Here is a 24,642-nt window from a genome sequence, read left to right as displayed (position 1 = left end):
GCTGATGTACGACCAGCCGGCCTGGACGGTCGTCGTGTTCGCCAGTGGCGCGCTCGCACTCGGGTACGTCGCCGGCGCGCGGCCCGGCCGGCCGAACCTGAACCACCCGGTGTCCAAGTGGTCCGATCGGGCCCCGCTGCTCGGTGCGGCCGGCGGTGCCGTCCTGCTCTGGATCGTCGCCCGCCTGGTCACCCGTGACCTGGGTGTGCTCACTGTCGGCGTGATCGTCGTCGGAGCGGTTGTCGGGACGGGCATCGGTCTGCTCGCGGCATCGCTGGCCAAGAAGACGGCTCGCGTCACGTTCAGCCCGCGGACGATCGCCACGGCTGCGGTCGTCGCGGCGGTCGCGGCCGAGATCGGCTGGGTGCTCTGGCGGACGCTGATCACCCATGTCGACTGGCCGAGTGCCAAGCAGAGCATCCCGTTCCCGCAGCTCGACGTGGTCTCCGGTACGGCGCTCAGCGTGGGCGGCGTGACGATCCAGCGCTCGGCGATCTTCACGGTCGCGGCGTTGGCGATCTGCGCCATCGGGTTGTGGTTCTTCATCAACCGGACCCGCGTCGGCCGCGGTATGCAGGCCGTCTCGCAGGACCCGGACACCGCTCGCCTGATGGGCATCAACGTCGACCGGATCATCGTGGTCGCGTTCGCCCTGGGCGCTGTGCTCGCTGCGATCGCAGGTGTATCGCAGGGACTGCAGAACAGCAACATCCAGTACCGGATGGGCTTCCTGGCCGGTCTGAAGGCGTTCACCGCCGCCGTACTGGGTGGTATCGGCAACATCTACGGCGCTGTCGTCGGTGGCCTCGTGCTCGGGGTCGTCGAGGCGATGGCGACGCAGTACATCCCCGGGCAGTTCGGTGGTAGCACCTGGAAGGACGTCTGGGCGTTCGTGATCCTGATTCTGGTACTGGTGTTCAGGCCGCAGGGCCTGCTGGGCGCGAGGGTGGTGGACCGCGCATGACGGACGTACGTACCGAAACCGCGGCGGTGCCGGAGGTTCCGGCCCCGCCGAAGGCCAAGCCGATCGCCTGGCCGCTCGGCCTGGCCGGGGTGGCCCTGGTGATCGTCGGGTCGTTCCTGTCCTGGAGCTACGACGGCACGATCCTGAACGACCTGTCGATCGACTTCTATCCCGGCGGTCTGCAGATCCTGACGATCATCGTCGCGGTGGTCGCACTCGTGCTGCTGCTGATCGAGAAGGGCCTGCTGGGCGGTCTGGGTTCCTTTGTGGACTCGGCCACCGGCCTGCGCGCGCTCGGCGCCGGCCTGTCGTTCTACATGGTGCTGGTGCTGGCCGCGATCTCGACCGAGTCCGACGGCCTGATCAACGTCAACCCCGGTGGTTACGTCACGCTGGCCGGCGGGCTCCTGATCGCTGTCGGCGCCTGGATGCTGCCGTTGCGGCAGTTGCGGTCGATGAGCGAGGCGAAGCTGCCGGCCTGGGCCGACATCCTCGCGATCGCGGTGCTGATGGCAGCGCTGCTGTTCGTCGCGGCGTACGCGCTCGGGCTCGAGGACGCCTGGTCGTTCATCCTCTGCCTGGTGTTCATCACCACGGTCGTGGTGGCGCTGTTCCGGACCGGCGCGATGTCGTGGCTGTCGCACGCCGGGCAGCGGCACCGCAAGGTGCTGACGCTGGCGTCGTTCGCGGTGGCGTTCCTGTTCCCGTTCACGCAGAACGGGTCGGACGCGAACATGTCGATCGCGACCTCGGTGCTGGTCTTCGCGGCCACCGCGATGGGCCTGAACATCGTCGTCGGTCTGGCCGGTCTGCTCGACCTCGGGTACATCGCGTTCCTGGGTTCGGGTGCGTACGTCGCGGCGACCCTGTCGGAGTCGGCGTTCGCGACGATCGGCTGGAAGCCGCCGTTCCTGGTGGTGGTCCTGGTCGGTGCCTGTGTCGCGGCCCTGCTGGGTCTGGTGATCGGTTCGCCGACGCTGCGCGTCTCGGGTGACTATTTGGCCATCGTGACGCTGGGCTTCGGTGAGATCTTCCGGTTCGCGATGTTCAACCTGGACGGCAACAACGGCCCGAACCTGACCAACGGGCCGAACGGTATCCCCGGTATCCCGGACCTGGTGCTGTTCGGCTTCGACTTCGGCACCACCCGGGCGCCGTTCGGGTTCGAGCTGACCCGTTTCTCGAACTACTACTTCCTGCTGCTGATCCTGACCGGCGGTGTCATCCTGACGTTCTCCCGGCTGAACAACAGCCGGATCGGGCGCGGCTGGGTGGCGATCCGGGAGGACGAGAAGGCGGCCGAGGCGATGGGCGTGAACGTCTTCGGGCTGAAGCTGCTCGCGTTCGCGGTCGGTGCGTTCCTGGCCGGTCTGGCCGGCACCATCAAGGCCCACCAGGACGGCGCGGTCAGCCCGGACCAGTACATCTTCCTGGAGTCGGCGTTCCTGCTCGCCGCGATCGTGCTCGGCGGGATGGGCACCATCGCCGGTGTGTTGCTGGGAGCAACGATCCTGAAGCTGTTGCCGGAGAAGCTGCGGTTCTTCTCGGAGTACCGGCTGCTGCTGTTCGGCATCACGCTGGTGCTGATGATGCGCTTCCGGCCCGAGGGGCTGGTGGCGAGCAGACGGCGGCAGCTCGAGTTCCACGAGGAGGACGAGCACCTGGCCGAAGCAGTGGAGAGCCAGCTCGTCGAGGAGGCGAAATGAGCGTCCAGGACACGGTGCCGGCCACTGCGGCACCGACCGTCGGCGAACCGGTGCTCGAGGCAACCGGTGTGACGATGCGCTTCGGTGGTCTGCTGGCGGTCAACAACGTCAACCTGACCGTCCGCCAGGGCGAGATCGTCGGACTGATCGGCCCGAACGGTGCCGGCAAGACGACGTTCTTCAACTGTCTGACCGGGCTCTACAAGCCGACCAGCGGCCAGGTGCGGTTCGCGCCGACGCCGTACCAGAAGGCGCAGCGGCCGATCAAGCGGAAGGTCGCGATCAACGGCCAGGAGACGACGCTGGAGGAGCTGGAGATTCCGCAGCAGGCTCCGGCGTCGGTCACCCTGACTCCGCCGGTGGCGAGCGCCCTCGCGGCGCTGCCGCCCAAGCCGCGGGCGGTCGTCCGGGCCGGAATGGCCCGGACGTTCCAGAACATCCGGTTGTTCGCGAACATGACGGCGCTCGAGAACGTCATGGTCGGCCGGTACTGCCGGACGTCGGCGGGTGCGCTCACCTCGGTGCTGCACGGCCCGAAGTTCCGTCGCGAGGAGGCGGCCACCCGGGCCCGTGCCCAGGAGCTGCTCGAGTTCGTCGGGCTCGGCCGGTCGGCCGAGCACCTGGCCCGGAACATGCCGTACGGCGACCAGCGGCGGCTCGAGATCGCGCGGGCGCTGGCCACCGACCCGAAGCTCATCCTGCTGGACGAGCCGACGGCCGGGATGAACCCGCAGGAGACCAAGCAGGCGATGGACCTGATCTTCAAGATCCGGGACGCCGGCCTGGCGGTCGTGGTGATCGAGCACGACATGCGGTTCATCTTCAACCTTTGTGACCGGGTGCTCTGCCTGGTCCGTGGTGAGACCCTGATCGAGGGCACACCGGGTGAGGTGCAGTCCGACCCGCGGGTGATCGAGGCCTACATCGGCACCGGCGAGGACGACGACGATGACGACGAGGAGGTGCAGGCATGACGACAGCACCTGACAGCACGCAGGACCGGCCGCTGACGGCGATGCTCGAGGTCCGCGACCTCGAGGTTGCCTACGGCAAGATCGTCGCGGTGAAGAAGATCAGCTTCAGCGTGGAGCAGGGGCAGGTGGTGTCGCTGATCGGCACCAACGGCGCCGGCAAGACCACCACGCTGCGGACGATCTCGGGTCTGCTCCGGCCGACCCACGGCGAGATCTGGTTCCAGGGCGAGCGGATCGACAACGTCGCCGCGCACGACATCGTCACCCGCGGGCTGGCGCACTCGCCGGAGGGCCGGCGGATCTTCCCGCGGCTGACCGTCGAGGAGAACCTGCTGCTCGGCGCGTTCTCGCGCCGGGACCCGGCCGGTGTCCGCACCGACCTGGATGCGGCGTACGACCTGTTCCCGATCCTGGGGGAGCGGCGCAAGCAGCCGGCCGGGACGTTCTCCGGTGGTGAGCAGCAGATGCTGGCGATGGGCCGGGCGATGATGAGCCGGCCGAAGCTGCTGATGCTGGACGAGCCGTCGATGGGTCTGTCGCCGATCATGATGAAGCGGATCATGTCGACGGTGACCGAGCTGCAGAAGCAGGGCACCACGATCCTGCTGGTGGAGCAGAACGCCCAGGCCGCCCTGAAGCGGGCGGACTTCGGCTACGTGCTGGAGGTCGGTCAGATCAAACTGTCCGGCACCGGCCGCGAGCTCCTGGTCAACGACGACGTCCGCAAGGCCTACCTCGGCGAGGACTGACCGACCGCATTTGCCTGGCTAGCCAGGCAGATTGGGGGTTCCGCACTCTGAACCAGGGTACGGAACCCCCAATTTCGCTGGCTAGCCAGCGAAATGGCCGGCCAGCGAAATGGCCGGCCAGCGAAATGGTCGGGTGGGGGATGGTCGGGTGGGGGATGGTCGGGGTGGGGGATGGCCCGGTGGGGAGTGGTCAGCTGCGGAGAACCACCAGCAGCTGAACGAGGAGGGGCGCGACGATCAGGGCGGGCAGCATGTCCGCGACCGCGATCTGCTTGATCTTCAGCAGTCGCAGAGCAACACCGATCAGCATCACCCCACCAGTGGCCCCCAGCGCGGTCACGTGGGCTTCGGGCAGTACGTCGCCCAGTACGGCGCCGACCGCGGTCATCAGGCCCTGGATCACCAGTACGACGAGCGCCGACGCCATCACGCCCCAGCCGAGGGACGCGGCGAACGCGATCGAGGCGAAGCCGTCGAGCACCGCCTTGAGGAACAGCTGGTCCGCGCCGCGACCGAGTCCGTCGGACAACGCGCCGAGGAACGTCAGCGGGCCGACGCAGAAGACCATCGACGCGGTGACGAATCCTTCCACGAAGGTGCTCTCACCGTCGGCGCGTCGGAACCGGTGCTGCAGCCAGGCGCCGAATCCCTCCAGCCGCTGCTCGATCCGGAGCAGTGAGCCCGTGATGCCGCCGATCAGCATCGCGCCGAGCACGATGAGTACAGGTGCGCTGTCGCCGACCGCGTCGCTGAGGGCCTTGTCGCCCACGGTGAGTGCCGAGGTGATCGCGATCAGCAGTGTCACCAGGCCTAGTGCGTCGGTGACCAGATCGCGGGTGCGGTGACTCAGCCGATGCCCGACGAGCACACCGAGTGTCGACCCGGCCAGAACCGTTGCAACGTTGACGACAGTGCCGATTCCGATGAACAAACCAGGTCTCCGCTCACTCTGCAGGGCGCAGCTTTGCAAGTGACCCCTGAGGGCCTACTGTTGCGCGAGGGCGAGCGTATATCGGGCCCGTTCCGTTCACCTCGGGGGTGGACCAGACCCAGGAGGTCGCTGTGGCAGCTGCCATTGCGGTGAGGGACGCCCAGCGGGGTGATGCCGCCGCTTTGGTCGCGCTGTGGCGTGAGCTGACCACGACCGGTGCCAGCCGCTTGCCGGGGGTGCCGACGGTCGCCGCGGTGGAGGTTGCCGTCAGCAAGCATCTGTCCGACCCGTCGGGCCGGCTGGTCGTCGGGGAGCTGGACGGCCAGGTGCACGCGATGGCCTACCTGCGTCGGGCGGCGGTCAGCCCCCTGCACGACGACACCACGCTCACGGTCGAGTACCTGCACGTCAGTGACGCGGCCCGTCGGCACGGACTGGGCAAGGCGATGATCGCCGAGGCGGTCGCCTGGGCCGAGCACGAGAGCTGCCCGCACCTGGCCGTCGTCGCACCGGCGATCGCCCGGGAGGCGAACCGGTTCCTGGCCAGGCTCGGGCTCGGACAGGCCGGCGTACTGCGGTTCGCGAACACGCACACGGTCGCCCGCCGGCTCGCCGCCGAGCACGCGCCGAACCTGCTCGCCCTGCTGTCGTCGCGACGGTCCGTGATCGGCCAGCGCCGCGCTCAGCTCGCGCGGCCGGCCCTGGCCGAGTCGGTCAGCTACCCGCCGGAGCCTGAATCAGCTGGCAGGTGATCCGCGCCGTACAGACCCGCTTGTCGCGGTCGTCGGTGATGACGATCTCGTACGACGCGGTGGTCCGGCCGAGGTAGATCGGGGTCGCGACCCCGGTGACCGACCCGTCGCGGACGGCGCGGTGGTGGGTGGCGTTGATGTCGACACCGACCGCGACCTTCCCGTACGACGCGGCGTGCAGCGCGGCACCGACCGAACCGAGGCTCTCGGCGAGCACGCAGGACGCGCCGCCGTGCAGCAGTCCGTACGGCTGGGTGTTGCCCTTGACCGGCATGGTCGCGACGACCCGCTCCGGGGAGGCCTCGCTGATCGTGATGCCCATCAGTTGCAGCAGGCTGCCTTCGACGTCCATGCCGGGCGGGAGCGCGTTGATATCTGTCACCGCAGCAGCCTAACCGCCGTGTTCGGAAACTGTCCCAGGGAAGCACTAGAGTCGGTGTGTGGCTCCAGATACCGACTCTTCGACGATGACCAAGGATGCTGCGGTGGCAGGAAACGGCCGCCCGCGGGTCCTGCTGCTCGACGGGCATTCGCTTGCGTACCGCGCGTTCTACGCGCTGCCGGTGGAGAACTTCTCCACCTCGACCGGGCAGCACACCAACGCGGTGTACGGGTTCACCTCGATGCTGATCAACATGCTCCGCGACGAGCAGCCGACGCACATCTGCGTCGCGTTCGACGTGTCCCGCAAGACCTTCCGCTCCGAGCAGTACACGGAGTACAAGGCCGGCCGGACGAAGTCCCCGGACGAGTTCAAGGGACAGGTGTCGCTGGTCAAGGAGGTCCTGGACGCGCTCCGGATCCCGACCACGGAGATCGACGGCTGGGAGGCCGACGACATCATCGCGACGCTGGCGACCCAGGCCTCCGAGCAGGGCTTCGAGGTGCTGATCAGCTCCGGTGACCGCGACTCGTTCCAGCTCGTCAACGAGAACGTCACGGTGCTCTACCCCAAGCGCGGGGTCTCCGAGATCGCCCGGATGGACCCGGCCGCGGTCGAGGCGAAGTACGGCGTTCCCCCGCGGCTGTATCCTGACCTGGCCGCGCTGGTGGGGGAGAAGAGCGACAACCTGCCCGGCGTTCCGGGCGTCGGTGACAAGACTGCGGCCAAGTGGCTGAACCAGTTCGGTTCGCTGAACGATGTGATCGACCGTGTCAACGAGATCAAGGGCAAGGCCGGTGAGTCGCTGCGCGAGCACCTGTCCGACGTGATCCGGAACCGGCAGATCAACGAGCTGATCCGTGACCTCACCCTCGATGTCACCGTCGACGACCTGGTCCGGGTGCCGTGGGACCGCGAGCGGGTGCACACGCTGTTCGACAGCCTGGAGTTCCGGGTGCTGCGCGAGCGGCTGGTCGCCGAGCACGAAGAGGTCGACGCGACGGTCGAGCAGGGTTTCGAGCTGGATGGTGTGCAGCTGAAGCCGGGCGAGGTCGCGGCCTGGCTGCAGAAGCACGTGAGTGCCGGTCAGCGCGTCGGCGTCGCGGTGCAGGGCAGTTGGGGGCGCGGGACCGGGGAGATCACGGGGCTGGCGCTGGCCAACACCGAAGGTGCGGCGGCGTGGTTCGACCCGACCGTGCTGACGTCAGAAGACGAGACCGCCTGGAAGGCGTGGCTCGCGGATCCGAAGCAGCCCAAGGCTCTGCACGATGCGAAGGGCCCGCTGCTCGGTTTCCTGGAGCGCGGCTGGACGCTGGCCGGCCTCAGCTCGGACACCCAGCTGAGTGCGTATCTGGCGCGTCCGGACCAGCGGTCCTACGACCTGGCCGACCTGACCGTGCGGTATCTGAAGCGTGAGCTCCGGACCGAAGAGGTCGAGAATGGTCAGCTCAGCTTCGACGACGTCGAAGGCGGTCCGGCCGCGGACCACACGATGCTGCGGGCGCGCGCGATCGCCGACCTCGCGGACACGCTCGACGCCGAGCTCGAGAAGCAGGCCGGTACGGCGCTCCTCGCGGAGGTCGAGCTGCCGCTGATCGACGTGATCGCCGGGATGGAGCGCGACGGCATCGCGGTCGACCGCTCGTATCTCGAGGAGCTGGAAGAGCGGTTCGCGACCGGTGTGCGCGAGGCGGCGACCGCGGCGTACGAGGTGATCGGCAAGGAGATCAACCTCGGTTCGCCCAAGCAGTTGCAGGTGGTGCTGTTCGACGAGCTGCAGATGCCGAAGACGAAGCGGACCAAGACCGGCTACACCACGGACGCGGATTCGCTGCAGGCGCTGTTCGAGAAGACCGAGCACCCGTTCCTGGCGTACCTGCTCGCGCACCGCGACGCGACCCGGCTGCGGCAGACCGTCGAGGGTCTGCTCAAGACGATCAGCCCGCGGGATGCGCGGATCCACACCACGTTCAACCAGACGATCGCCGCGACGGGCCGGCTCAGCTCCACCGACCCGAACCTGCAGAACATCCCGATCCGCACCGAGGAGGGCCGCCGGATCCGGCAGGCGTTCGTCGTCGGCGAGGGCTACGAGTCGCTGATGTCGGCCGACTACAGCCAGATCGAGATGCGGATCATGGCGCACGTCTCGAAGGACGAGGGCCTGATCGCGGCCTTCAACTCCGGCATGGACTTCCACTCGGTGACCGCGTCGCGGGTCTTCCAGGTCGAGCCGGGCGAGGTCACCCAGGAGCAGCGCGCCAAGATCAAGGCGATGAACTACGGCCTCGCCTACGGCCTGTCGGCGTACGGGCTGAGCCAGCAGCTGAAGATCGGCGTCGACGAGGCCAAGGGCCTGATGGACGAGTACTTCGAGGGCTTCGGTGGCGTCCGCGACTACCTGCGCAGCATCGTCCTCGAGGCCGGCAAGAGCGGCTACACCGAAACCATCCTCGGCCGCCGCCGCTACCTGCCCGACCTCACCAGCGACAACCGCCAGCGCCGCGAGATGGCCGAGCGGATGGCCCTGAACGCCCCCATCCAGGGCTCGGCCGCCGACGTCATCAAGATGGCCATGCTCAAGGTGGACTCGTCGCTGAAGTCCTCGGGCCTGCAGTCCCGGATGCTCCTCCAGGTCCACGACGAACTGGTCTTCGAAGTGGCCCCCGGCGAACGCGACCAGCTGGAAGAGCTCGTCCGCCGCGACATGGGCGCCGCCGTCGACATGGACGTCCCCCTCGACGTCTCCGTCGGCGTAGGCCGCACCTGGCACGAAGCCGCCCACTAGCACCTGCCCTACGACGAGCGCCGGCCGGCAAGGCCGGCGCTCGTTGCATTTCAGGTGACGTAGTACGGCGCTTCGTCGGGGGAGAGAGCCCGCTTGATGAAACGGAGTTCTTCGTCGCGCAGGGGTGGGAGGTTGGCGAGGGGCCACCAGCGGACGTCGGTGGACTCCTCGTCGTTGACGCGGGCTTCGCCGGAGATGGGGTGGCAGCGGAAGCAGAGGTCGAGGAACTGCACCTGGTCGCCGTTGGGGTAGGTGTGCGGCGGGAACGACTCGACGTTGAGGAGGCGCTCGACCTCGGCGTGGACGGCGGTCTCTTCGTGGATCTCGCGGACCAGGGCGACGGCCGGTTGTTCGCCGGGCTCGAGGATGCCGGCGGGCAGGGACCAGTGGCCGCTGTCGGCGCGCTGGACCAGGAGGACCTGGTCGTGGTCGTCGAGGACGACGGCGGTCAGGCCGGTGAGCCAGAGCAGGTCGTGACCGATCTTCTCGCGCAGCTCGAGGATGAACTTCGGGGTCGTCATGCGACGACCCTAGCGAACCTCCCGGCAACTTTCTTTCCTGAGGAAAGTAGTAGGGGTCGCTCCTTCACCCCTTTCGGACAGATCCGATCTCTGCCATCCTGCGGGGCATCCGAATCGTAGATCCTATCGGATATCTCACACACCGTAGCGGGAGGCGAGATGCGCAAGGACGTGAAGCGCCGGACGTTCGTGGCCGGAGCACTCGGAGTCGCCGCGACCGGCGGCAGTGGCCTGCTGAGCGGTTGCGGCTCCGGTACGGCGGACGCGGGCGCGGCACCGGAGAGCCTGACCCAGCCGGTCGCGGAGCTCGGTCCGGTGAAGCCGGGGATCAACTACCCACCGGGGTACGTCGGTCCGAAGGCGCGGCGGCAGCAGACGATCGTGACTGAGCCGGCGACGTTCACCGTGGTGGTCCCGCAGAGTCTCACCGTCGGCGACTGGAACAAGAACGAGTTCACCCGCTGGATGGAGCAGCAGACCGGGATCCGGATCCAGTGGCGGCAGGTGGCCGGCAAGGGCAACGACCCGGAGACGATGACGAAGGTCAACGCGATGATGGCGGCCGGCGACATCCCGGACGCGTTCCTCGGGATCACCTTCACCCGCTCGCAGCTCTACCTGTACGGCGCGCAGAACCTGTTCGTCGACCTGAATCCGTACCTGGAGCGGTACGCCCCGAACCTCCAGCTGGCGATGAAGGACTACCCCGAGACGCCGAAGCTGCTGGTCTCACCGGACAAGGGCGTCTACAGCTTCCCCGACTTCAACGACTGCTATCACTGTCGTGCCTCCAACGGCCGCGCGCTGCTCAACACCGAGTGGCTGCGCAAGGTGGGGCTGGCGATGCCGGAGACCACCGATGAATTCCGTGAGGTGCTGACCGCCTTCAAGAAGGCCGATCTCGCCGGCGGCGGCAAGACGATCCCGTTCGGTGGCTACAAGGACGCGCCGCTGGACACGTTCTTCATGAACTCGTTCCTCTACAACGCCGGTGATCCGTGGCTGGCCGTCAACGACGGCAAGGTCGAGGCCAACTACGTCAAGGACGAGTGGCGCGAAGGACTCAAGTACCTGCACGGCCTGTACGCCGACGGCCTGCTGGCGAAGGACATCTTCACCGCGAACGAGGACCAGATCAAACGGTACGGCGACAACCCCGGCACCGCGCTGCTCGGCGGCGCCCGCGTCTATTACTGGGGCACGTTGATGACGCTGGACCTCGTCGACCCCAAGGCCCGGTGGCGCGATTACGAGACCATGGACCCGCTGAAGGGACCGAACGGCGTACAGGTCGCACCGTGGGACTACCTCAAGGTCGGTCTCGAGGTGTCGACCCTGGTGGTGACCCGCAAGTGCAAGCGGCCTGACCTGCTGGTCCGGTGGGCCGACTATCAGCTCGATCTCGAGGTCGTCCTGCGTTCGTACGCCGGTCCGGACTTCCGCTGGTCGGTCAAGGGCGACAAGGGCATCAACGGCAAGCAGTCGATCTACGGCATGGACTCGTGGAACACCGACGCGACCAAGGGCAAGACCTGGGACCAGTACGGCGTCATGTACCGGTCCGGTGATTTCCGGCTGGCCGAGCGGGTGGACCCGAAGAAGCCGACGTTCGAGTCGCCGCTGTACGAGCAGACCCGCGATCACCTGTTCCCGCACCGGCAGCCGATGGAGCAGCAGTTCCCGCCGGTAACGCTCGAGGCCGACCAGGCCGCGCTGGACGCGGAGATCGGGCTGAACCTCAAGTCCGAGGTGACCGGCTCGATGGCCAAGTTCGTCACCGGCCGGCTCGACCCCGCCGACGACGGCCAGTGGAACGACTACAAGAGCCGGATCGGCCAGATCGGGCTGAAGCCGTACCTGGAGATCCAGCAGGCCGCCTACGAGACCTACCAGGGGTGATGAGGATGGCGATCGAGACTGCGAGTGCACCCGCGCCGGTCCAGGAGACCCGGTCGGACCGGATCGTGATGATCTGCAACTACACCGCGCTCGGCCTGTTCACGCTGGCCGTGCTGTATCCCTTGGTCTACGTGCTCAGCGCCTCGCTGAGCGATCCGAAGAACGTGGTCTCCGGCAAGGTCTGGCTCTGGCCGGTCGGGTTGAGCATCGAGTCGTTCAAGGCGGTCTTCGACTACGACTCGATCGTCAGCGGCTTCTCGAACTCGATCCTGTACGCCGTCGGCGGGTCGCTGCTGGCGACCGTCCTGACCCTGTTCGCGGCCTACCCGTTGTCGCGCAAGGGCCTGCCGGGCAAGGGCCTCATCATGGCGCTGTTCGTGTTCACGATGATGTTCTCCGGCGGCCTGATCCCGTCGTACCTGGTGGTCGACCGGCTCGGCCTGCTGAACACGCGCTGGGCGATCATCCTGCCCGCCGCCCTCGCGGTCTGGAACATGATCATCACCCGGACGTTCTTCCAGGCCACGATCCCCGAGGAGCTGGTCGAGGCCGCGAAGGTCGACGGCTGCACGGACTTCGGTTTCTTCTGGCGGATCGTGCTGCCGCTGAGCAAACCGATCATCGCGGTCAACCTGCTCTTCTACGCGGTCGCGCAGTGGAACTCGTGGTTCAGCGCGCTGATCTACCTGACCAACGAGCAGCTGTTCCCGCTGCAGCTGGTGCTGCGCCAGATCCTGCTGCAGAACCAGTTCGACCCGTCCCAGGTCCGCGACACCGCCGAGCTGATCCGGATGAAGGAACTCCAGGAGCAGCTCAAGTACTCGCTGATCGTGATCGCCACCATCCCACCCCTGCTGGTCTACCCCTTTGTGCAGAAGCACTTCGTCAAGGGGGCCATGGTCGGCTCGCTGAAAGGCTGACGATGGCTACCGACACCTTGGTACGACGTACCCCCGCGCGCCCCGGAGTCCGCAAAGCCAAGCAGGCGGTCGGTCTGGGCACCCGGATGCGACGCAACTGGCAGCTCTACGCGATGCTCGCCGTCCCGCTGATCTGGCTGGCGATCTTCGCCTACTGGCCGATGTACGGCGCGATCATCGCGTTCAAGGACTACAACGTGGTCGACGGGATCCTGGGCAGCCGGTGGGTCGGGCTGAAGCACTTCGAGCGGTTCGTGGAGTCGTACCAGTTCGGGCGGCTGATCAAGAACACGCTGGTGCTGCAGGTCTACGAGCTGTTCGCGACGTTCTGGCCGCCGATCCTGCTGGCGCTCGGGCTGAACATGGCGCGGCGGAAGTGGTACCGCCGGTCGGTGCAGCTGATCACCTACGCCCCGCACTTCATCTCCACGGTGGTCGTGGTCGGCATCATCGTGGTCCTCGTCGACCCGAACACCGGCGTACTGAACCAGTTCCTCGCGCTGTTCGGGGCCGGGCCGATCGACGTACTGAACAATCCGGACTACTTCCGGCACCTCTACGTCTGGTCCAGCTCCTGGCAGACGATGGGCTTCTCGGCGATCATCTACCTCGCCGCGCTGACCAGCGTCTCGCCGGAGCTGCACGAGGCCGCGATCGTCGACGGCGCCTCCCGGTTGCGCCGCGTCTGGCACATCGACCTCCCGGCGATCCGTCCGGTCGCGGTGATCCTGATGATCCTCAACATCGGCACGATCATGACCGCCGGCTTCGAGAAAGTCCTGCTGCTGCAGAACACGCTGAACCTGCAGACCTCGGAAGTACTCGACACCTACGTCTACAAACTCGGCTTCGCCTCGCAGGTCCCGCAGTTCAGCTACGCCGCGGCGATCGGGCTGTTCCGCTCGGTCATCGGTCTGGTTCTGCTGGTGCTGGCGAATACGCTGGCGCGGAAGTTCGCAAAGTCAAGCCTCTGGTAAGCAGCGCCGACAGCAGGAGAGCGCAACCGCTGGTCAGGGCGACCAATGTCTTGACTCCGGCCATGCCGTCGCCGAGGACGATGACGGCAGTGGCCGCGAGCACGACCAGCCCGGCCCAGATCACCAGGGCCGCGCGCTTCTCCTGCTGCGCGATGGCGGCGTACACGACCATCTGCAGTACGGCGTACGCCGAGCCCGCGATCGCGAACAGCCAGGTGTAGGGACCGAGCGATCCGTACTTCTCCGGCCCACCGATGACCTTCACGACCAGGTCAGGCAGCACGAGGGTGCCCAGCACCGTGCAGACGCCGAGGCCGGCCACCGCGAGGATCGCGCGCCGGAGCTTGGCGGTGTCGCCGGGGGAGTTGGCCAGGGACGGGAATACGATCACGATGACGAACTGTGGGAGGAACAGACAGGCCTTCGCCACGATCACACCGGCGGCGTAGTAACCACTGTGCGTCCCGTCGAGCAGGCCGCGGGCCAGCAGCACGTCCGCGTTCGCGATCACGAAGAACGCGAGCAGCGTGTGCGTGCCGTGCGCAGTCTCCAGGAGGAGGCTCTTGACGGCCGCAGGCGTGCCGCCGCTTGCTCCACGCAGGAAGACACTGCCCAGAACGGGCGGTACGACGGCGCCGAGCGCGAGGCCGATCATGGCCGAGTCCAGCGAGGGGTGGATGAACAGCGCACCGCCACCGAACGCGAGTCGTCCGAGCCCGACGGACGTGTACACCGCGGCCAGTTCGGTCCAGCGCTGGCTGCCCTGGAGCACTCCGAGCTGTGAGCCCATCAGCGTCAGCCCGGCGAGCGTCGGCGCCAGCAGCAGGACCGCGAGGACCGAGTCGATGTGCAGCAGCCACATGATCAGCGGTGTGGCGAGCAGACAGACCACAGTGAGGCCAGCGGCGGTACGGCGGCCGGCCTGCAGCATGGCGTGTGCCAGCGAACCGTCGTCGCTCTGAGTGGCGAGGCGGCGGGCACCGGTGGCCTGCAGTCCGAGCGAGGCGACGTTGCCGATCAGCAGCAGCCCCAACAGCGCGGTGATCGCGCCGAACTGCTCCGGGACCAGGCGGTGCGTCCCGATCAGCGTGAAGCCGTAGGCGGCGACGTTCATGATCGCCATGCCGACCGCGACCACGGCGGCACTCCGGAGGAAGCTGTGCCTCGGCTCTGTGACGGAATTCATCGCTGCCACCGTAAGCCGCTGGGAGTTCGATATCACTATGGCCACGCCCAGCGATTGCGTGCTCCTGATCCGTTAAGGTCCGCCTGTGCTGAAGGCAGGAACGTCCGAGCAGGTGGTCTGGCGAGCGAGGCTCGTGCTGGGCTGTCTGTTGCTGTCGGCACTTTGTTTTCAGCGCGCGCCGGGACCGGTCGCCCCCGGTTCCCGCATCGATGATCCGGGTGCGTTGCTCGGTGGCGCACTGCACCTGTGGGACCCCGACAGCGGGCTCGGCCAGCTGCGGAGCCAAGCCTTCGGCTACCTGTGGCCGGTCGGCCCGTTCCAGTGGCTGACGCACGCACTGTCGATGCCGGACTGGATCGGCCAGCGGGTCTGGTGGTGCGTGGTGCTGTGCGTCGCGTTCCTTGGCGTGTGGAAGCTGGCCAACGCCTGGCGGTACGGCGTGCCCTGGACGCGGTTCGCCGTCGCACTGCTCTACGCGCTGAGCCCGCTACTCCTCAGCGGCATGTCGATCACCTCGGTAGAGGTATGGCCGCTGGCCATGGCCCCGTGGGTGCTGCTGCCGCTGGTGACGCCGCGTGCCCGCTCCGGCTGGTGGCGGGTCGGCTGGTCGGCCATGGCCGTGGCTCTGATTGGTGGCGCCGACCCGGTCGCAGCAGGTCTGACTCTCGTCCTCCCGGCCGTCTGGTTGCTCACTCGCCGTCAGGACCGCTGGACGCTCAAGGTGGCTGTGGGCTGGCTCGGGTGCGTGCTCGCCGTGTCCGTCTGGTGGCTCGTCCCCCTGATCCTGGTCATGCAGTACGGCACCCCCGCCGACCGCACCGCCGCCCTCGCCCAACCGCGCGGCGAGACGACCGACCCGGACAGCGCGCAGTGGCGTGGGTGGATCCGTAAGCAGAACACCGCCGGCAACGTGCTCGTCGTACCGGCGGCCAAGCCGCAGTGGCTGGATGACGAGGTAGAGCGTCGCCTCGCCTCTGGTGTGGGGGACCAGACGCTCCAGCAAGCCCTGGTCCACGCCGGCGTCCGGTACGTCATCATCCGCAACGACCTGGCCGTTCCGGCCGCGGCGGTCCACGAGACGCTGGGCGAGGCCGGCCTGAAGCGCGTCGCCCATTTCGGTACGACGGTCGGCGCCTACCCGAGCGTGGAGATCTACGACGTCGGTACGGCGAACGTGGCCCGGCTGATCCCCGAATCGCGGCTCATCGAGGTGCAGGGGAGCACAAGCGACGTACCGGCCGTCTTGTCGGCACTCGGCGGTGACCGGGAGGCGATCACCGCTCCGGACCTGAGTAGTGCGCAGGGCGACCTGCCGTTGATCCAGACCGACGGGTTGCAGCGTCGTGAGGTTGGGGTGGATCAGCCGGCGGGCAGCCGGGCCGAGCGGGTCGACGTACCGGCTGCTGGGCGTCAGCCGAGTGCACTGGTGTTCAGGAACCCACAGATCGGGCGGTCTGCCTGTCTGCACTTGGACAGCCGGTCGGTGTGTCAGCAGAGCTCGGCTCGGGATGCTGACGAGCCGGGTGGGCTGTTGCGAACGGTGAACCTGCCGCAGACGGCGTCGTACGAACTGAAGGGCACTGCGCTGCCGCAGGACGGACCTGCGCTCGAACGCCTGCTGGCGGGACCGATCGGGGTCAACGCCTCCTCCCGTGCGGTCGCTGCGCCGGAAGGACGGCCGGGTGTGGTGGTCGATCAGGACATCACGACCAGTTGGGTCGCCGACGCCGCGGACCGGAAGCCGACGCTCACCCTGACCCTGCCATCGGCACGGAAGCTCAGTGCTCTGCAGTTCCGTACTGAGTCAGGGCTGACCGCGCCCACCGACGTCACGCTCAGCTTCGACGGCGGCCCGGCCACGGCTCACAAGCTGGATGCTGACGGCTATGTGCGCTTCGAGGAGTCGACGGCCCGGATCGTTGAGATCGGTTTCACCAAGCCGGTAGCGGTCTCGGAGATCCGAGTGGTGGGTGCGGACGAGCTGCGGCAGGCGCTGCGGCTCGACGACCGCGTCGGCGAGGCCTGCGGGTCAGGACCGGTCGTCCAGGTGGACGGCACGGCGACCATGACTCGCGTGACCGCGACGATGCGCGACTTCCTGCAGCGGCGGCCGGTCGCGTTCACCACGTGTGACCCGGCGCCCGTCGTACTACAGGCTGGTCGGCACCAGCTGGACGTGCTGACGAACGGCGGCCTGGCGCCGACCGAGGTCGTGCTGACCAAGGCCGGCTTCGGCGACGTGTCCGTCACGCCGGTGCAGGGTGTGAACATCTGGCGGTCGAACCCGGCTGCACTGACGCTCGAAGTCCCGGCCTCGGGGAAGCAGTCGGTGCTGACCGTCGCGCAGAACTACAGCAAGGGCTGGGTCGCGTACGACGGCAGCGGGCGCAAGCTGACGCCGATCCGGGTGGCCGGCTGGCAGCAGGGCTGGGTGTTGCCCGCAGGCGAGGAACAGTTGGTCAACGCACGGTTCATGCCGGACCGGGCGTATCGGGCCGGTCTCCTGGTTGGCTCGCTTGCAGTGCTGGCGGTGATGGCGATGGCGATCTTCTACCGGCGCCGGACGCGTCGCTCCGGACACCAGCTAAAGGCCGCTCGATGGTGTAATAGCTGGCTGCAGCGAGCCCGATGGACGCGAGCAGGGTCGTAACGAACAGGAAGACGAACTGCGTGCTGATGCGCGTGAGCAGGGTCAGCGCGATCAGCTGGTAGGCGAAGACGCCGTACGTGAGGTTGCTGGCCAGTCGCGCCGGTCTGCCGCCCAGGTAATGCAAAGCTCGCTCGGTCGGGGCGAGGGCCGGGAACAGCACGCAGGCTGCGATGCCCGTGTAGAGAAGGCTCTTCACCGCCGACTGTCCAGGGCTCGCGGCGGACAGGTCGTACGGACCGGCCAGTGGGGTCGAGGCGAGCAGCAGAAGCGCGGCGGCGATACCCCAGACGGTGCCAGGGATCGTGGTGAGGATGTCGAGCGCCGACGAGCCGAGCCGGCCGGTACTGCGAGCCACCTGCCACAGCGCGAGTCCCATGCCGACCGCGAACCAGCCGATGTACCCGGGCAGCCAAAGCGCGGCATTCGGGTGATGCGTGGCGCTCATAATGGTCAGCCAGACAGGTCCGACCACGGTGAGCGCAGCCAGCACGCTGAGCCGCCAGCGCACGCTGCGCCGGGTCGGCCGGTCGTAACCGGTCAGGAGCTTGGCCAGCGCCGGGAGGATGACGTAGAACGCTGCGATCGCCGCCAGGCTCCACAACTGAGTGAGGCCCTCAGCTGCTGAGCCCTCGAAGTAGACCTGCGTGAGCGTGGCGTGCTGCAGGTACGTCGTCCAGTCCGCGGAGTGCAGCAGGACAACGGCCAGCAGGACAGCCACCCAGAGCACCGGCAGGATCCGCACTGCCCGGTTCCGCAGGTAGGGAAGGGTCAACGGTGGCTGCGTTTCTTCGAACCAGGCTTCGACGTGCGGCCGGTAGAGCAGGAAGCCGGAGATCGCGCAGAAGACCGCGGCGCCGACATCCAGTCGCGACAGCACGCCCTTGAGCGGTCCGGCGTCACTGTGCAGCGCCACCTGAGCAGTGAGCATCGCCAGTGCGGCCAGAACACGCAGACCGTCCAGTGCCAGGAACCTGCGTCGCTTCATCCGGACCACTCCTTGCGCGCCGACCAGATCGCCGTACCGGGAACGAAGCGGCCGCGGTACGGACCCCAGCCACCCCAGACGAGGGTGTGCCCGGCCGGCCACTCGGGCTCGAACAGGTCGTCGATGGCGAACCCAGACTCGGTGAGCGCGCGAACCCAGTCGCCGACGGTCCGGTGGTGTTCGACGTAGACCGGCGTACCGGCGCTGTCGACCTCCACGTACGGCGTGCGGTCGAAGTAGGACTTGTCGATCCGCAGTCCGTCGGCGGACGGGTCGTCCGGCATCGTCCAGCGGAACGGGTGGGTCACGGAGAAGACCAGCAGACCGCCCGGCTTCAGGGTCCGGGCGATCTCGCGCAGGGCAGTGGTTGCGTCGGCGACGAAGGGCAGTGCGCCGAAGGCTGAGCAGACGATGTCGAACGTGTTGTCGGCGTAGGGGAGTGCGGTCGCGTCGGCCGCGACGGTCCGGACAGCCGTGCCGGTGCGGGCATCCAGCTGCTGTGAAATCCGCAGCTGCTCCACAGAGATGTCAAAGGCAACGACATTGGCGCCCTGGCCAACTAACCAGCGTGAGCACTGCGCGGCGCCGCAACCGACCTCGAGGATGCGTTTGCCATGCACCGGGCCGAGTAGCTGGGCGCTCTCCTCGTCGACACCCTCAGGTCCCCAGATGAACCGGTCGTCGCCGAGAAAGTCACCGTGGTCGGTGAGGTACTCGGCGGCGGCGGAGTCCCAGTAGGTGCGGCTGGCGTGCGAGCTCTCGGCCTCGGTCAGCTCGATACGTTGCGGCTCGACCACCCGGTCACCCTACCGAGCAGCGATCGCCCGAGTCGCGATCGCACGGTTCATCGCGTGGAACTGTGGCTCGATCGTGTCGTGCAGCATGCCGGCCGTGAACGGGACGGCGGCACCGCGGAAGGTCTCCTCCTGGACCAGTCGGGTCCGGCCGCCCGGCAGCGCCTCGATCCGGAAGGCGTGCTCGCCGTCGAAGATCCCGCCGAACCCGATCCGGCCGATCCAGCGCAGCTCGCGGTCGGGTACGACGGCCAGCAGCTCCGGGGTGAAGGTGGTCTCCGAGCCTTTGGTGTCGCGCAGCACGTTGGTGATCGTCGCGCCGACGGTGAGGTCACCGGTCGACGAGACGATGAACGGGTTCCAGGCGGGATAGTTCGCGCGGTCGGTGAGGACCTGCCAGACCCGGTCGGGGGAGGCGTCGATCTCGAGCTCGGTGTGCAGCACGGTGGGACGGACGATCGTGTAGGTGGTATAGCCGATCAGCAGCAGCACGAAGGCGCCAAGGCCTACCAGCAGACGACGCTTCATGGGGACTCCTCAGGTCCAAGGACGCTCACGACGAGCGTCCGGGCGTATTCAGGGGTGAGCGGCTCGCCGGTGACGAGGAGCCGGTAGTAGAGCGGGCCGACCAGCTGGTCGACCAGCACGGCGGGTGCGACGTGGTCGAGCACCACCCCGGCCTGCTGCGCCTTCGCGACGACAGCGGTGACGGCTCGATGGCGCTCCGACCAGAGCGCGCGGACGCTCTCGCCGACGCGGGGATCGCGGGCGGCCGCGGCCGCCAGGTCGGCGACCAGGCTGGTCGGTGTCGACGCCAGTCCGGCGGCGATCGTGGTGACCAACCGGGTCAGGTCCGCGCGCGGGTCGTCGGACGGCTCGAACGGGACTTCCTCGCGCATGGTGGTGATCAGCGCGACGACGAGCTCGGCCTTGGACGACCAGCGTCGGTACAGCGTGGTCTTGGCGACGCCGGCCCGGTCGGCGACCCGGTCGATCGACAGGCCGTCGTACCCGCCGGTGCGCAGTTCTTCGGCCGCGGCGGCGAGCAGCCTGCCTTCGATCGCGGTGTCACGGGGTCGTCCTCGGCTCATGCTATTTACGCTACTACAGTATCGTAAATAAATCAAAGGGCGCCGAGGTCTTGCCGAAAAGGTGAATTTTCCTCAAGCTGGTCCGCACCTGAGCTGTTACCGACTGGTCACTTAACGTCAAAGGCGGCGGCATGAAGAGAATGTTGAGAGCGGTGGCGGCGATGGGTCTGCTGGCCGGGGGCCTGGTGCCCCTGCAAGCAGCCGCGGCGCCGCCGATGGTGTACGTCGCGATGGGCGACTCGTACGCCGCCGGCTCGCTGGTGCTGCCGGCCAAGGAACTGCTCACCTGCGCGCGCTCGGCGGTCAACTATCCGTCGCTGATCGCCAAGGACCTACAGCCGGCGACGTTCCGCGACGTGACCTGCGGAGGTGCCACGACCACGCACTTCGCGAACCCGCAGCCGGGCATCATCACGGGGACCGCAGCACCCCAGTACGACGCTCTCAGCGAGGACACCACCGTGGTCTCGGTCGGGATCGGCGGCAACGACATCGGTCTGGTCGGTCTCGCGTTCTCCTGTGTGAACCTGCTGCCGCAAGGGGTCGGGACATCCTGCAAGGCGACCAACACCGCTGGTGGCGTGGACAAACTGGCTCAGAAGATCGATGCGTTCGCGCCGACCTACGGCACGGTGATCGCGCAGATCCGCCAGCGCGCACCACACGCGAAGATCCTGATGGTCGGCTACCCGACCGGGATCCGGAAGGGCGGCTGCTGGCCGGTCGTCCCGGTCTGGAGTCAGGACGCGGACTACCTGCAGGCCGCGCTGACCCGGCTGAACAAGCGGATGGCGGAGCAGGCTGCGGCGCATGGAGCGACGTACGTCGATCTGGCGACTCCGAGCGTCGGTCACGACATGTGCAAGCCGGCCGGGACGCGGTGGATCGAGGGGCTGATCCCGAGCGTGACCACGAACGGTCTGGTCCCGTTGCACCCGAATGCGGCCGGGCTGCGGAACGCCGTACCGACTGTTCTTGCCGCGATGGGTGTGCCCTCGAAGGCTTGAGGGTGCTGGCAGGATCGGGCATGTGGATGGGCTTGCGGCGAGCGCCGTACCGCTGACCGGCGGCTATCAAGGACAGACCTTCGCGGTGACTGCGGGCGGTGAGGACGCCGTCCTGAAGCTGTACGTGAAGGACCCCGGGCGCGCGGTCGTCGATGCGGCACTGCTGCAACTGGTGAACGGGCTGCTGCCGGTACCGCGGATCCTCGATCTCAAGCGCGAAGGGTCGTGGGAGGATCCGCCGTACCTGCTGATGGAGCGGCTGCCCGGCGTGAACCTGCAGGTCTATCTGGAGACGGCCGGGCCGGACGAGCGCCGGAAGGTCGGGACTCAGCTGGGGGAGTTGCTGGCCCGGCTGAGTGGGATGCCGTTCCTGACCGCCGGCATGTTCCGGGGTGGCGAGCTGACGGTCGAGCCGTTCGGCAAGGCCGACCTGGAGGAGTACGCCGCCGGTCTCGGCCTCGTGCAGGGAGGCCTGGTCGAGGTGTTCGCCGAGGCGGAGGACCTGCTGGACGGGGCGGGGAACCGGTTCTGTCTCGTCCACAGCGACTTCAATCCGAAGAACCTGCTGGTGGATCCGGAGACCGCCCGGATCACCGGGCTGATCGACTGGGAGTTCACGCACAGCGGTTCGCCGTACGACGATCTCGGCAATCTGCTGCGGTTCGAGACCGACCCGGTCCTTGCCGGCGCGGTCTTGAGCGCGCTGCGGGGGAGCGAGCTGGGACTCGCGGAGCCGCTGGTCGAGCTGGGTCGGGCGGCCGATCTGTGGGCTCTGCTCGACCTCGCTTCGCGGGCGACGGAGAACCCGGTCGCCGCTGCGGCGGCGGCTCTGGTTGCCCGGATGGCAGACACGCGGACCCTGTCCGGAGACCGCCCGGAGCTGGACGTCGTACATTGAGTTGAGCGGTACGTCGGGACACCTCGGCGGGCGGCCGGTGGTGACCGGGTGCCCCAGGTTGTGTTGCCTCCGTCAAGACCGGTATTCTGTGAGATGCGCTATGAGCCTGCGCGACCTCGGACGGAGCAGGCTCGTGCTCGCAGCTTGTCGGTGGTGTATCTGTGCTCTCCAGGCAGTCCAGCGGTGTGGTGCGATCCAACGGCTCATGACGCAACCTGACGAGACCACCAGTCCACGGAGCAACCCACCACATGACGGCCAGCATCGAGGCACCTCTCGACCCCGCAGTTCGCACCACCCCGCAGGTAGCGGTCAATGACATCGGGTCGGAGGAAGACTTCCTCGCGGCGATCGATCAGACCATCAAGTACTTCAACGACGGCGACATCGTTGAGGGCACCATCGTCAAGGTCGACCGGGACGAGGTTCTCCTCGACATCGGTTACAAGACCGAAGGCGTGATCCCCTCCCGCGAGCTGTCGATCAAGCACGACGTCGACCCGAACGAGGTCGTCAACGTCGGCGACCACGTCGAGGCCCTGGTTCTCCAGAAGGAGGACAAAGAAGGCCGCCTGATCCTGTCGAAGAAGCGCGCCCAGTACGAGAAGGCCTGGGGCACGATCGAGAAGATCAAGGAAGAGGACGGCGTCGTCACCGGTACCGTCATCGAGGTCGTCAAGGGTGGACTCATCCTGGACATCGGCCTCCGTGGCTTCCTGCCGGCCTCGCTCGTCGAGATGCGCCGGGTCCGCGACCTCCAGCCGTACGTCGGCCAGGAGATCGAGGCCAAGATCATCGAGCTCGACAAGAACCGCAACAACGTGGTCCTGTCGCGCCGGGCGTGGCTGGAGCAGACGCAGTCCGAGGTGCGGATGAACTTCCTCACCCAGCTGCAGAAGGGCCAGATCCGCAAGGGTGTCGTCTCCTCGATCGTCAACTTCGGTGCGTTCGTGGACCTCGGCGGCGTCGACGGTCTGGTGCACGTCTCGGAGCTGTCCTGGAAGCACATCGACCACCCGACCGAGGTCGTCGAGGTCGGCCAGGAGGTCACCGTCGAGGTGCTGGACGTCGACATGGACCGCGAGCGCGTCTCGCTGTCGCTGAAGGCGACCCAGGAAGACCCGTGGCAGCAGTTCGCCCGGACCCACCAGATGGGCCAGATCGTCCCGGGTAAGGTCACCAAGCTGGTGCCGTTCGGTGCGTTCGTCCGCGTGGAGGAGGGCATCGAGGGTCTGGTGCACATCTCCGAGCTGGCCGAGCGTCACGTCGAGATCCCGGAGCAGGTCGTCCAGGTCAACGACGACGTGATGGTCAAGATCATCGACATCGATCTCGAGCGTCGCCGGATCTCGCTGTCGCTGAAGCAGGCCAACGAGGGTGTCGACCCGGTCTCCGACGACTTCGACCCCACGCTGTACGGCATGGCGGCGACGTACGACGAGCAGGGCAACTACATCTACCCCGACGGCTTCGACCCGGAGACGGGCGAGTGGCTCGAGGGCTTCGATGCTCAGCGTGAGGAGTGGGAGCGGCAGTACGCCGAGGCCCACACGCGCTGGGAGGCCCACAAGAAGCAGATCGAGGACGCCAAGACGGCGGACGTCGAGGCCGGCGAGGCCTCCACGTACTCCTCCGCCACCGGCGGCGGCACCTCCTCGGCCCCGAAGGACGACGCCCCCGCCGAGGGTGCGCTCGCTTCCGACGAGGCCCTGCAGGCTCTCCGCGAGAAGCTGACGGGCCAGGGCTGAGTCCCTACCCGGTAGTGCTCGGAACCCCCGCATCCCTTGGGGTGCGGGGGTTCCGCACGTTCTGGACCAACACTGTTCAGGGGCCGCGGCGTTTGGAGTCGCGGAAGCCGTTGCCCCAGGTGCCGCCGCCCTCACCCTTCATCCGGGTCTTCAGCTCGACGACCACCGCGCGGGCACCGCTACCGGTGAAGAACCCGATCCGGTACGGCTCGTTCGGCGCACCCGCTTCCCACGCCGGCACCTGCTGTTCGCCGTACCGGACCATCCGCACCGGCGGATCCTCGCCGGCCTTGATCCGCGCGGCGTCCTGGGCGCAGGCCGGCACCCGCCGGGTCGGGCCGCTGCGCGGCGTCCACACCACGTCCACGCTGGCGGGTCCGTGCTGCGGGTTGAAGAAGCACGGCGTACGGCGTTCTGGCAGTGCTGAGCCGTCGACCCGGGCGCGGGCACAAGCCAACGCGTACCTGCCGGCGGTGAGTGTGTCGATCACCGCACTGATCGACTCGACGGACTGCAGTTTGTCGACGATCCGCTTGGCGCTCTCGTAGGCGTCGAGCGCGGTCTGGTAGTCGTGCCGGGCGTCGGCATCGAGTTCATGAGCGTCACCGAAGCGGGTCAGCTCCTCGCCGAACACGATCGTGTCCTCTTCGGCCATCAACTGGACGTGCTGCAGCTCGCGCAGGTCCTGGCGTTTCTTCCTCCACCCCATAAGACATAGTA

21 protein-coding genes and 1 pseudogene are annotated in these 24,642 nt (G+C 67.7%); 13 read left to right on the top strand and 9 right to left on the bottom strand.

Translation table 11 applies throughout. The features are described from left to right. Positions 1 to 4: 4 nt before the first annotated feature. The 4 genes from ACIA49_RS31615 to ACIA49_RS31600 are packed head-to-tail and all read left to right on the top strand — an operon-like array spanning position 5 to position 4,393. A complete protein-coding gene (locus ACIA49_RS31615; RefSeq protein WP_396381624.1) occupies positions 5 to 964 on the top strand; it encodes a branched-chain amino acid ABC transporter permease in 960 nt (319 codons plus the stop codon). Beyond that, positions 961 to 2,670, top strand: coding sequence for a branched-chain amino acid ABC transporter permease (locus ACIA49_RS31610; RefSeq protein ID WP_396381412.1), 1,710 nt, complete (start codon positions 961 to 963; stop codon positions 2,668 to 2,670). The genes ACIA49_RS31615 and ACIA49_RS31610 overlap by 4 nt, the downstream gene beginning before the upstream one ends. Then, a complete protein-coding gene (locus tag ACIA49_RS31605; RefSeq protein ID WP_396381411.1) occupies positions 2,667 to 3,644 on the top strand; it encodes an ABC transporter ATP-binding protein in 978 nt (325 codons plus the stop codon). Before ACIA49_RS31610 ends, ACIA49_RS31605 begins: the two co-directional genes overlap by 4 nt. A gap of 32 nt (positions 3,645 to 3,676) precedes the next feature. Further along, positions 3,677 to 4,393, top strand: a complete 717-nt coding sequence (locus ACIA49_RS31600; RefSeq protein ID WP_396381623.1) for an ABC transporter ATP-binding protein — start codon at positions 3,677 to 3,679, stop codon at positions 4,391 to 4,393. A gap of 190 nt (positions 4,394 to 4,583) precedes the next feature. Here the strand turns inward: ACIA49_RS31600 and ACIA49_RS31595 are convergent, their stop codons facing one another. Then, a complete protein-coding gene (locus ACIA49_RS31595) occupies positions 4,584 to 5,324 on the bottom strand; it encodes a DUF554 domain-containing protein (protein ID WP_396381409.1) in 741 nt (246 codons plus the stop codon). Positions 5,325 to 5,455: 131 nt separating this feature from the next. Here ACIA49_RS31595 and ACIA49_RS31590 point away from each other — a divergent pair, with 131 nt between their 5' ends. After that, positions 5,456 to 6,076 (top strand): GNAT family N-acetyltransferase, encoded by a 621-nt coding sequence (locus tag ACIA49_RS31590; protein ID WP_396381408.1) that lies wholly within the window; start codon positions 5,456 to 5,458, stop codon positions 6,074 to 6,076. Here the strand turns inward: ACIA49_RS31590 and ACIA49_RS31585 are convergent. Continuing rightward, positions 6,039 to 6,458, bottom strand: a complete 420-nt coding sequence (locus ACIA49_RS31585; protein ID WP_391541823.1) for a PaaI family thioesterase — start codon at positions 6,456 to 6,458, stop codon at positions 6,039 to 6,041. The two genes, ACIA49_RS31590 and ACIA49_RS31585, sit on opposite strands and share 38 nt — an antisense overlap. Positions 6,459 to 6,543: 85 nt before the next feature. On the opposite strand from ACIA49_RS31585, the gene polA reads away from it, so the two are divergent. Continuing rightward, on the top strand, positions 6,544 to 9,246 hold the full coding sequence (gene polA / locus ACIA49_RS31580; protein WP_396381406.1) for a DNA polymerase I: 2,703 nt from the start codon (positions 6,544 to 6,546) through the stop codon (positions 9,244 to 9,246). 50 nt (positions 9,247 to 9,296) lie between these two features. On the opposite strand, the gene ACIA49_RS31575 is transcribed toward polA, so the two are convergent. Further along, positions 9,297 to 9,767, bottom strand: coding sequence for an NUDIX hydrolase (locus tag ACIA49_RS31575; protein WP_396381405.1), 471 nt, complete (start codon positions 9,765 to 9,767; stop codon positions 9,297 to 9,299). 159 nt (positions 9,768 to 9,926) lie between these two features. Between ACIA49_RS31575 and ACIA49_RS31570 the strand changes: the two genes are divergently transcribed. The 3 genes from ACIA49_RS31570 to ACIA49_RS31560 are packed head-to-tail and all read left to right on the top strand — an operon-like array spanning position 9,927 to position 13,563. Then, on the top strand, positions 9,927 to 11,666 hold the full coding sequence (locus ACIA49_RS31570) for an extracellular solute-binding protein (RefSeq protein WP_396381404.1): 1,740 nt from the start codon (positions 9,927 to 9,929) through the stop codon (positions 11,664 to 11,666). 5 nt (positions 11,667 to 11,671) lie between these two features. Continuing rightward, on the top strand, positions 11,672 to 12,586 hold the full coding sequence (locus ACIA49_RS31565) for a carbohydrate ABC transporter permease (protein WP_396381402.1): 915 nt from the start codon (positions 11,672 to 11,674) through the stop codon (positions 12,584 to 12,586). 2 nt (positions 12,587 to 12,588) lie between these two features. Next, a complete protein-coding gene (locus tag ACIA49_RS31560; RefSeq protein ID WP_396381400.1) occupies positions 12,589 to 13,563 on the top strand; it encodes an ABC transporter permease in 975 nt (324 codons plus the stop codon). Here the strand turns inward: ACIA49_RS31560 and ACIA49_RS31555 are convergent. Further along, positions 13,493 to 14,749, bottom strand: a complete 1,257-nt coding sequence (locus tag ACIA49_RS31555) for a polysaccharide biosynthesis protein (protein WP_396381399.1) — start codon at positions 14,747 to 14,749, stop codon at positions 13,493 to 13,495. The genes ACIA49_RS31560 and ACIA49_RS31555 overlap by 71 nt on opposite strands. Positions 14,750 to 14,834: 85 nt before the next feature. Here ACIA49_RS31555 and ACIA49_RS31550 point away from each other — a divergent pair. After that, positions 14,835 to 16,091 (top strand): annotated as a pseudogene (locus ACIA49_RS31550) (alpha-(1->3)-arabinofuranosyltransferase family protein); the annotation flags it as partial. A 1,129-nt stretch (positions 16,092 to 17,220) separates the two neighbouring features. Here the strand turns inward: ACIA49_RS31550 and ACIA49_RS31545 are convergent. From ACIA49_RS31545 to ACIA49_RS31530, 4 genes are read right to left on the bottom strand one after another with little or no spacing between them, the layout of a single operon-like run. Beyond that, positions 17,221 to 18,384: an acyltransferase family protein gene (locus tag ACIA49_RS31545; RefSeq protein ID WP_396381397.1), complete on the bottom strand. Its 1,164-nt coding sequence runs from the start codon at positions 18,382 to 18,384 to the stop codon at positions 17,221 to 17,223. Then, positions 18,381 to 19,181, bottom strand: a complete 801-nt coding sequence (locus ACIA49_RS31540) for a class I SAM-dependent methyltransferase (protein WP_396381395.1) — start codon at positions 19,179 to 19,181, stop codon at positions 18,381 to 18,383. The genes ACIA49_RS31545 and ACIA49_RS31540 overlap by 4 nt, the downstream gene beginning before the upstream one ends. Before the next feature lie 9 nt (positions 19,182 to 19,190). Further along, positions 19,191 to 19,706, bottom strand: coding sequence for an SRPBCC family protein (locus ACIA49_RS31535; RefSeq protein ID WP_396381394.1), 516 nt, complete (start codon positions 19,704 to 19,706; stop codon positions 19,191 to 19,193). Beyond that, positions 19,703 to 20,269, bottom strand: a complete 567-nt coding sequence (locus tag ACIA49_RS31530) for a TetR/AcrR family transcriptional regulator (protein ID WP_396381393.1) — start codon at positions 20,267 to 20,269, stop codon at positions 19,703 to 19,705. The genes ACIA49_RS31535 and ACIA49_RS31530 overlap by 4 nt, the downstream gene beginning before the upstream one ends. Positions 20,270 to 20,400: 131 nt before the next feature. Here ACIA49_RS31530 and ACIA49_RS31525 point away from each other — a divergent pair, with 131 nt between their 5' ends. The 3 genes from ACIA49_RS31525 to rpsA all read left to right on the top strand — a co-directional run bounded on the left by ACIA49_RS31525 (position 20,401) and on the right by rpsA (position 23,922). Continuing rightward, positions 20,401 to 21,276: an SGNH/GDSL hydrolase family protein gene (locus ACIA49_RS31525; RefSeq protein ID WP_396381391.1), complete on the top strand. Its 876-nt coding sequence runs from the start codon at positions 20,401 to 20,403 to the stop codon at positions 21,274 to 21,276. 22 nt (positions 21,277 to 21,298) lie between these two features. Next, positions 21,299 to 22,174, top strand: a complete 876-nt coding sequence (locus ACIA49_RS31520) for a phosphotransferase family protein (RefSeq protein WP_396381390.1) — start codon at positions 21,299 to 21,301, stop codon at positions 22,172 to 22,174. Between the two features lie 251 nt (positions 22,175 to 22,425). Further along, a complete protein-coding gene (gene rpsA / locus ACIA49_RS31515) occupies positions 22,426 to 23,922 on the top strand; it encodes a 30S ribosomal protein S1 (protein WP_396381388.1) in 1,497 nt (498 codons plus the stop codon). A 76-nt stretch (positions 23,923 to 23,998) separates the two neighbouring features. Here the strand turns inward: rpsA and ACIA49_RS31510 are convergent, their stop codons facing one another. After that, the gene (locus tag ACIA49_RS31510) at positions 23,999 to 24,631 is read right to left on the bottom strand and encodes a hypothetical protein (RefSeq protein ID WP_396381387.1); all 633 of its coding nucleotides are present in this window, start codon (positions 24,629 to 24,631) and stop codon (positions 23,999 to 24,001) included. Between the last annotated feature and the right edge of the window lie 11 nt (positions 24,632 to 24,642).

This window comes from Kribbella sp. NPDC051587 (assembly GCF_044453945.1).
In the GTDB taxonomy this organism is placed as follows: domain Bacteria; phylum Actinomycetota; class Actinomycetes; order Propionibacteriales; family Kribbellaceae; genus Kribbella.
The sequence above is the reverse complement of the archived record's forward strand: the minus strand, read 5'-3'. Positions and strand labels throughout refer to the sequence as shown.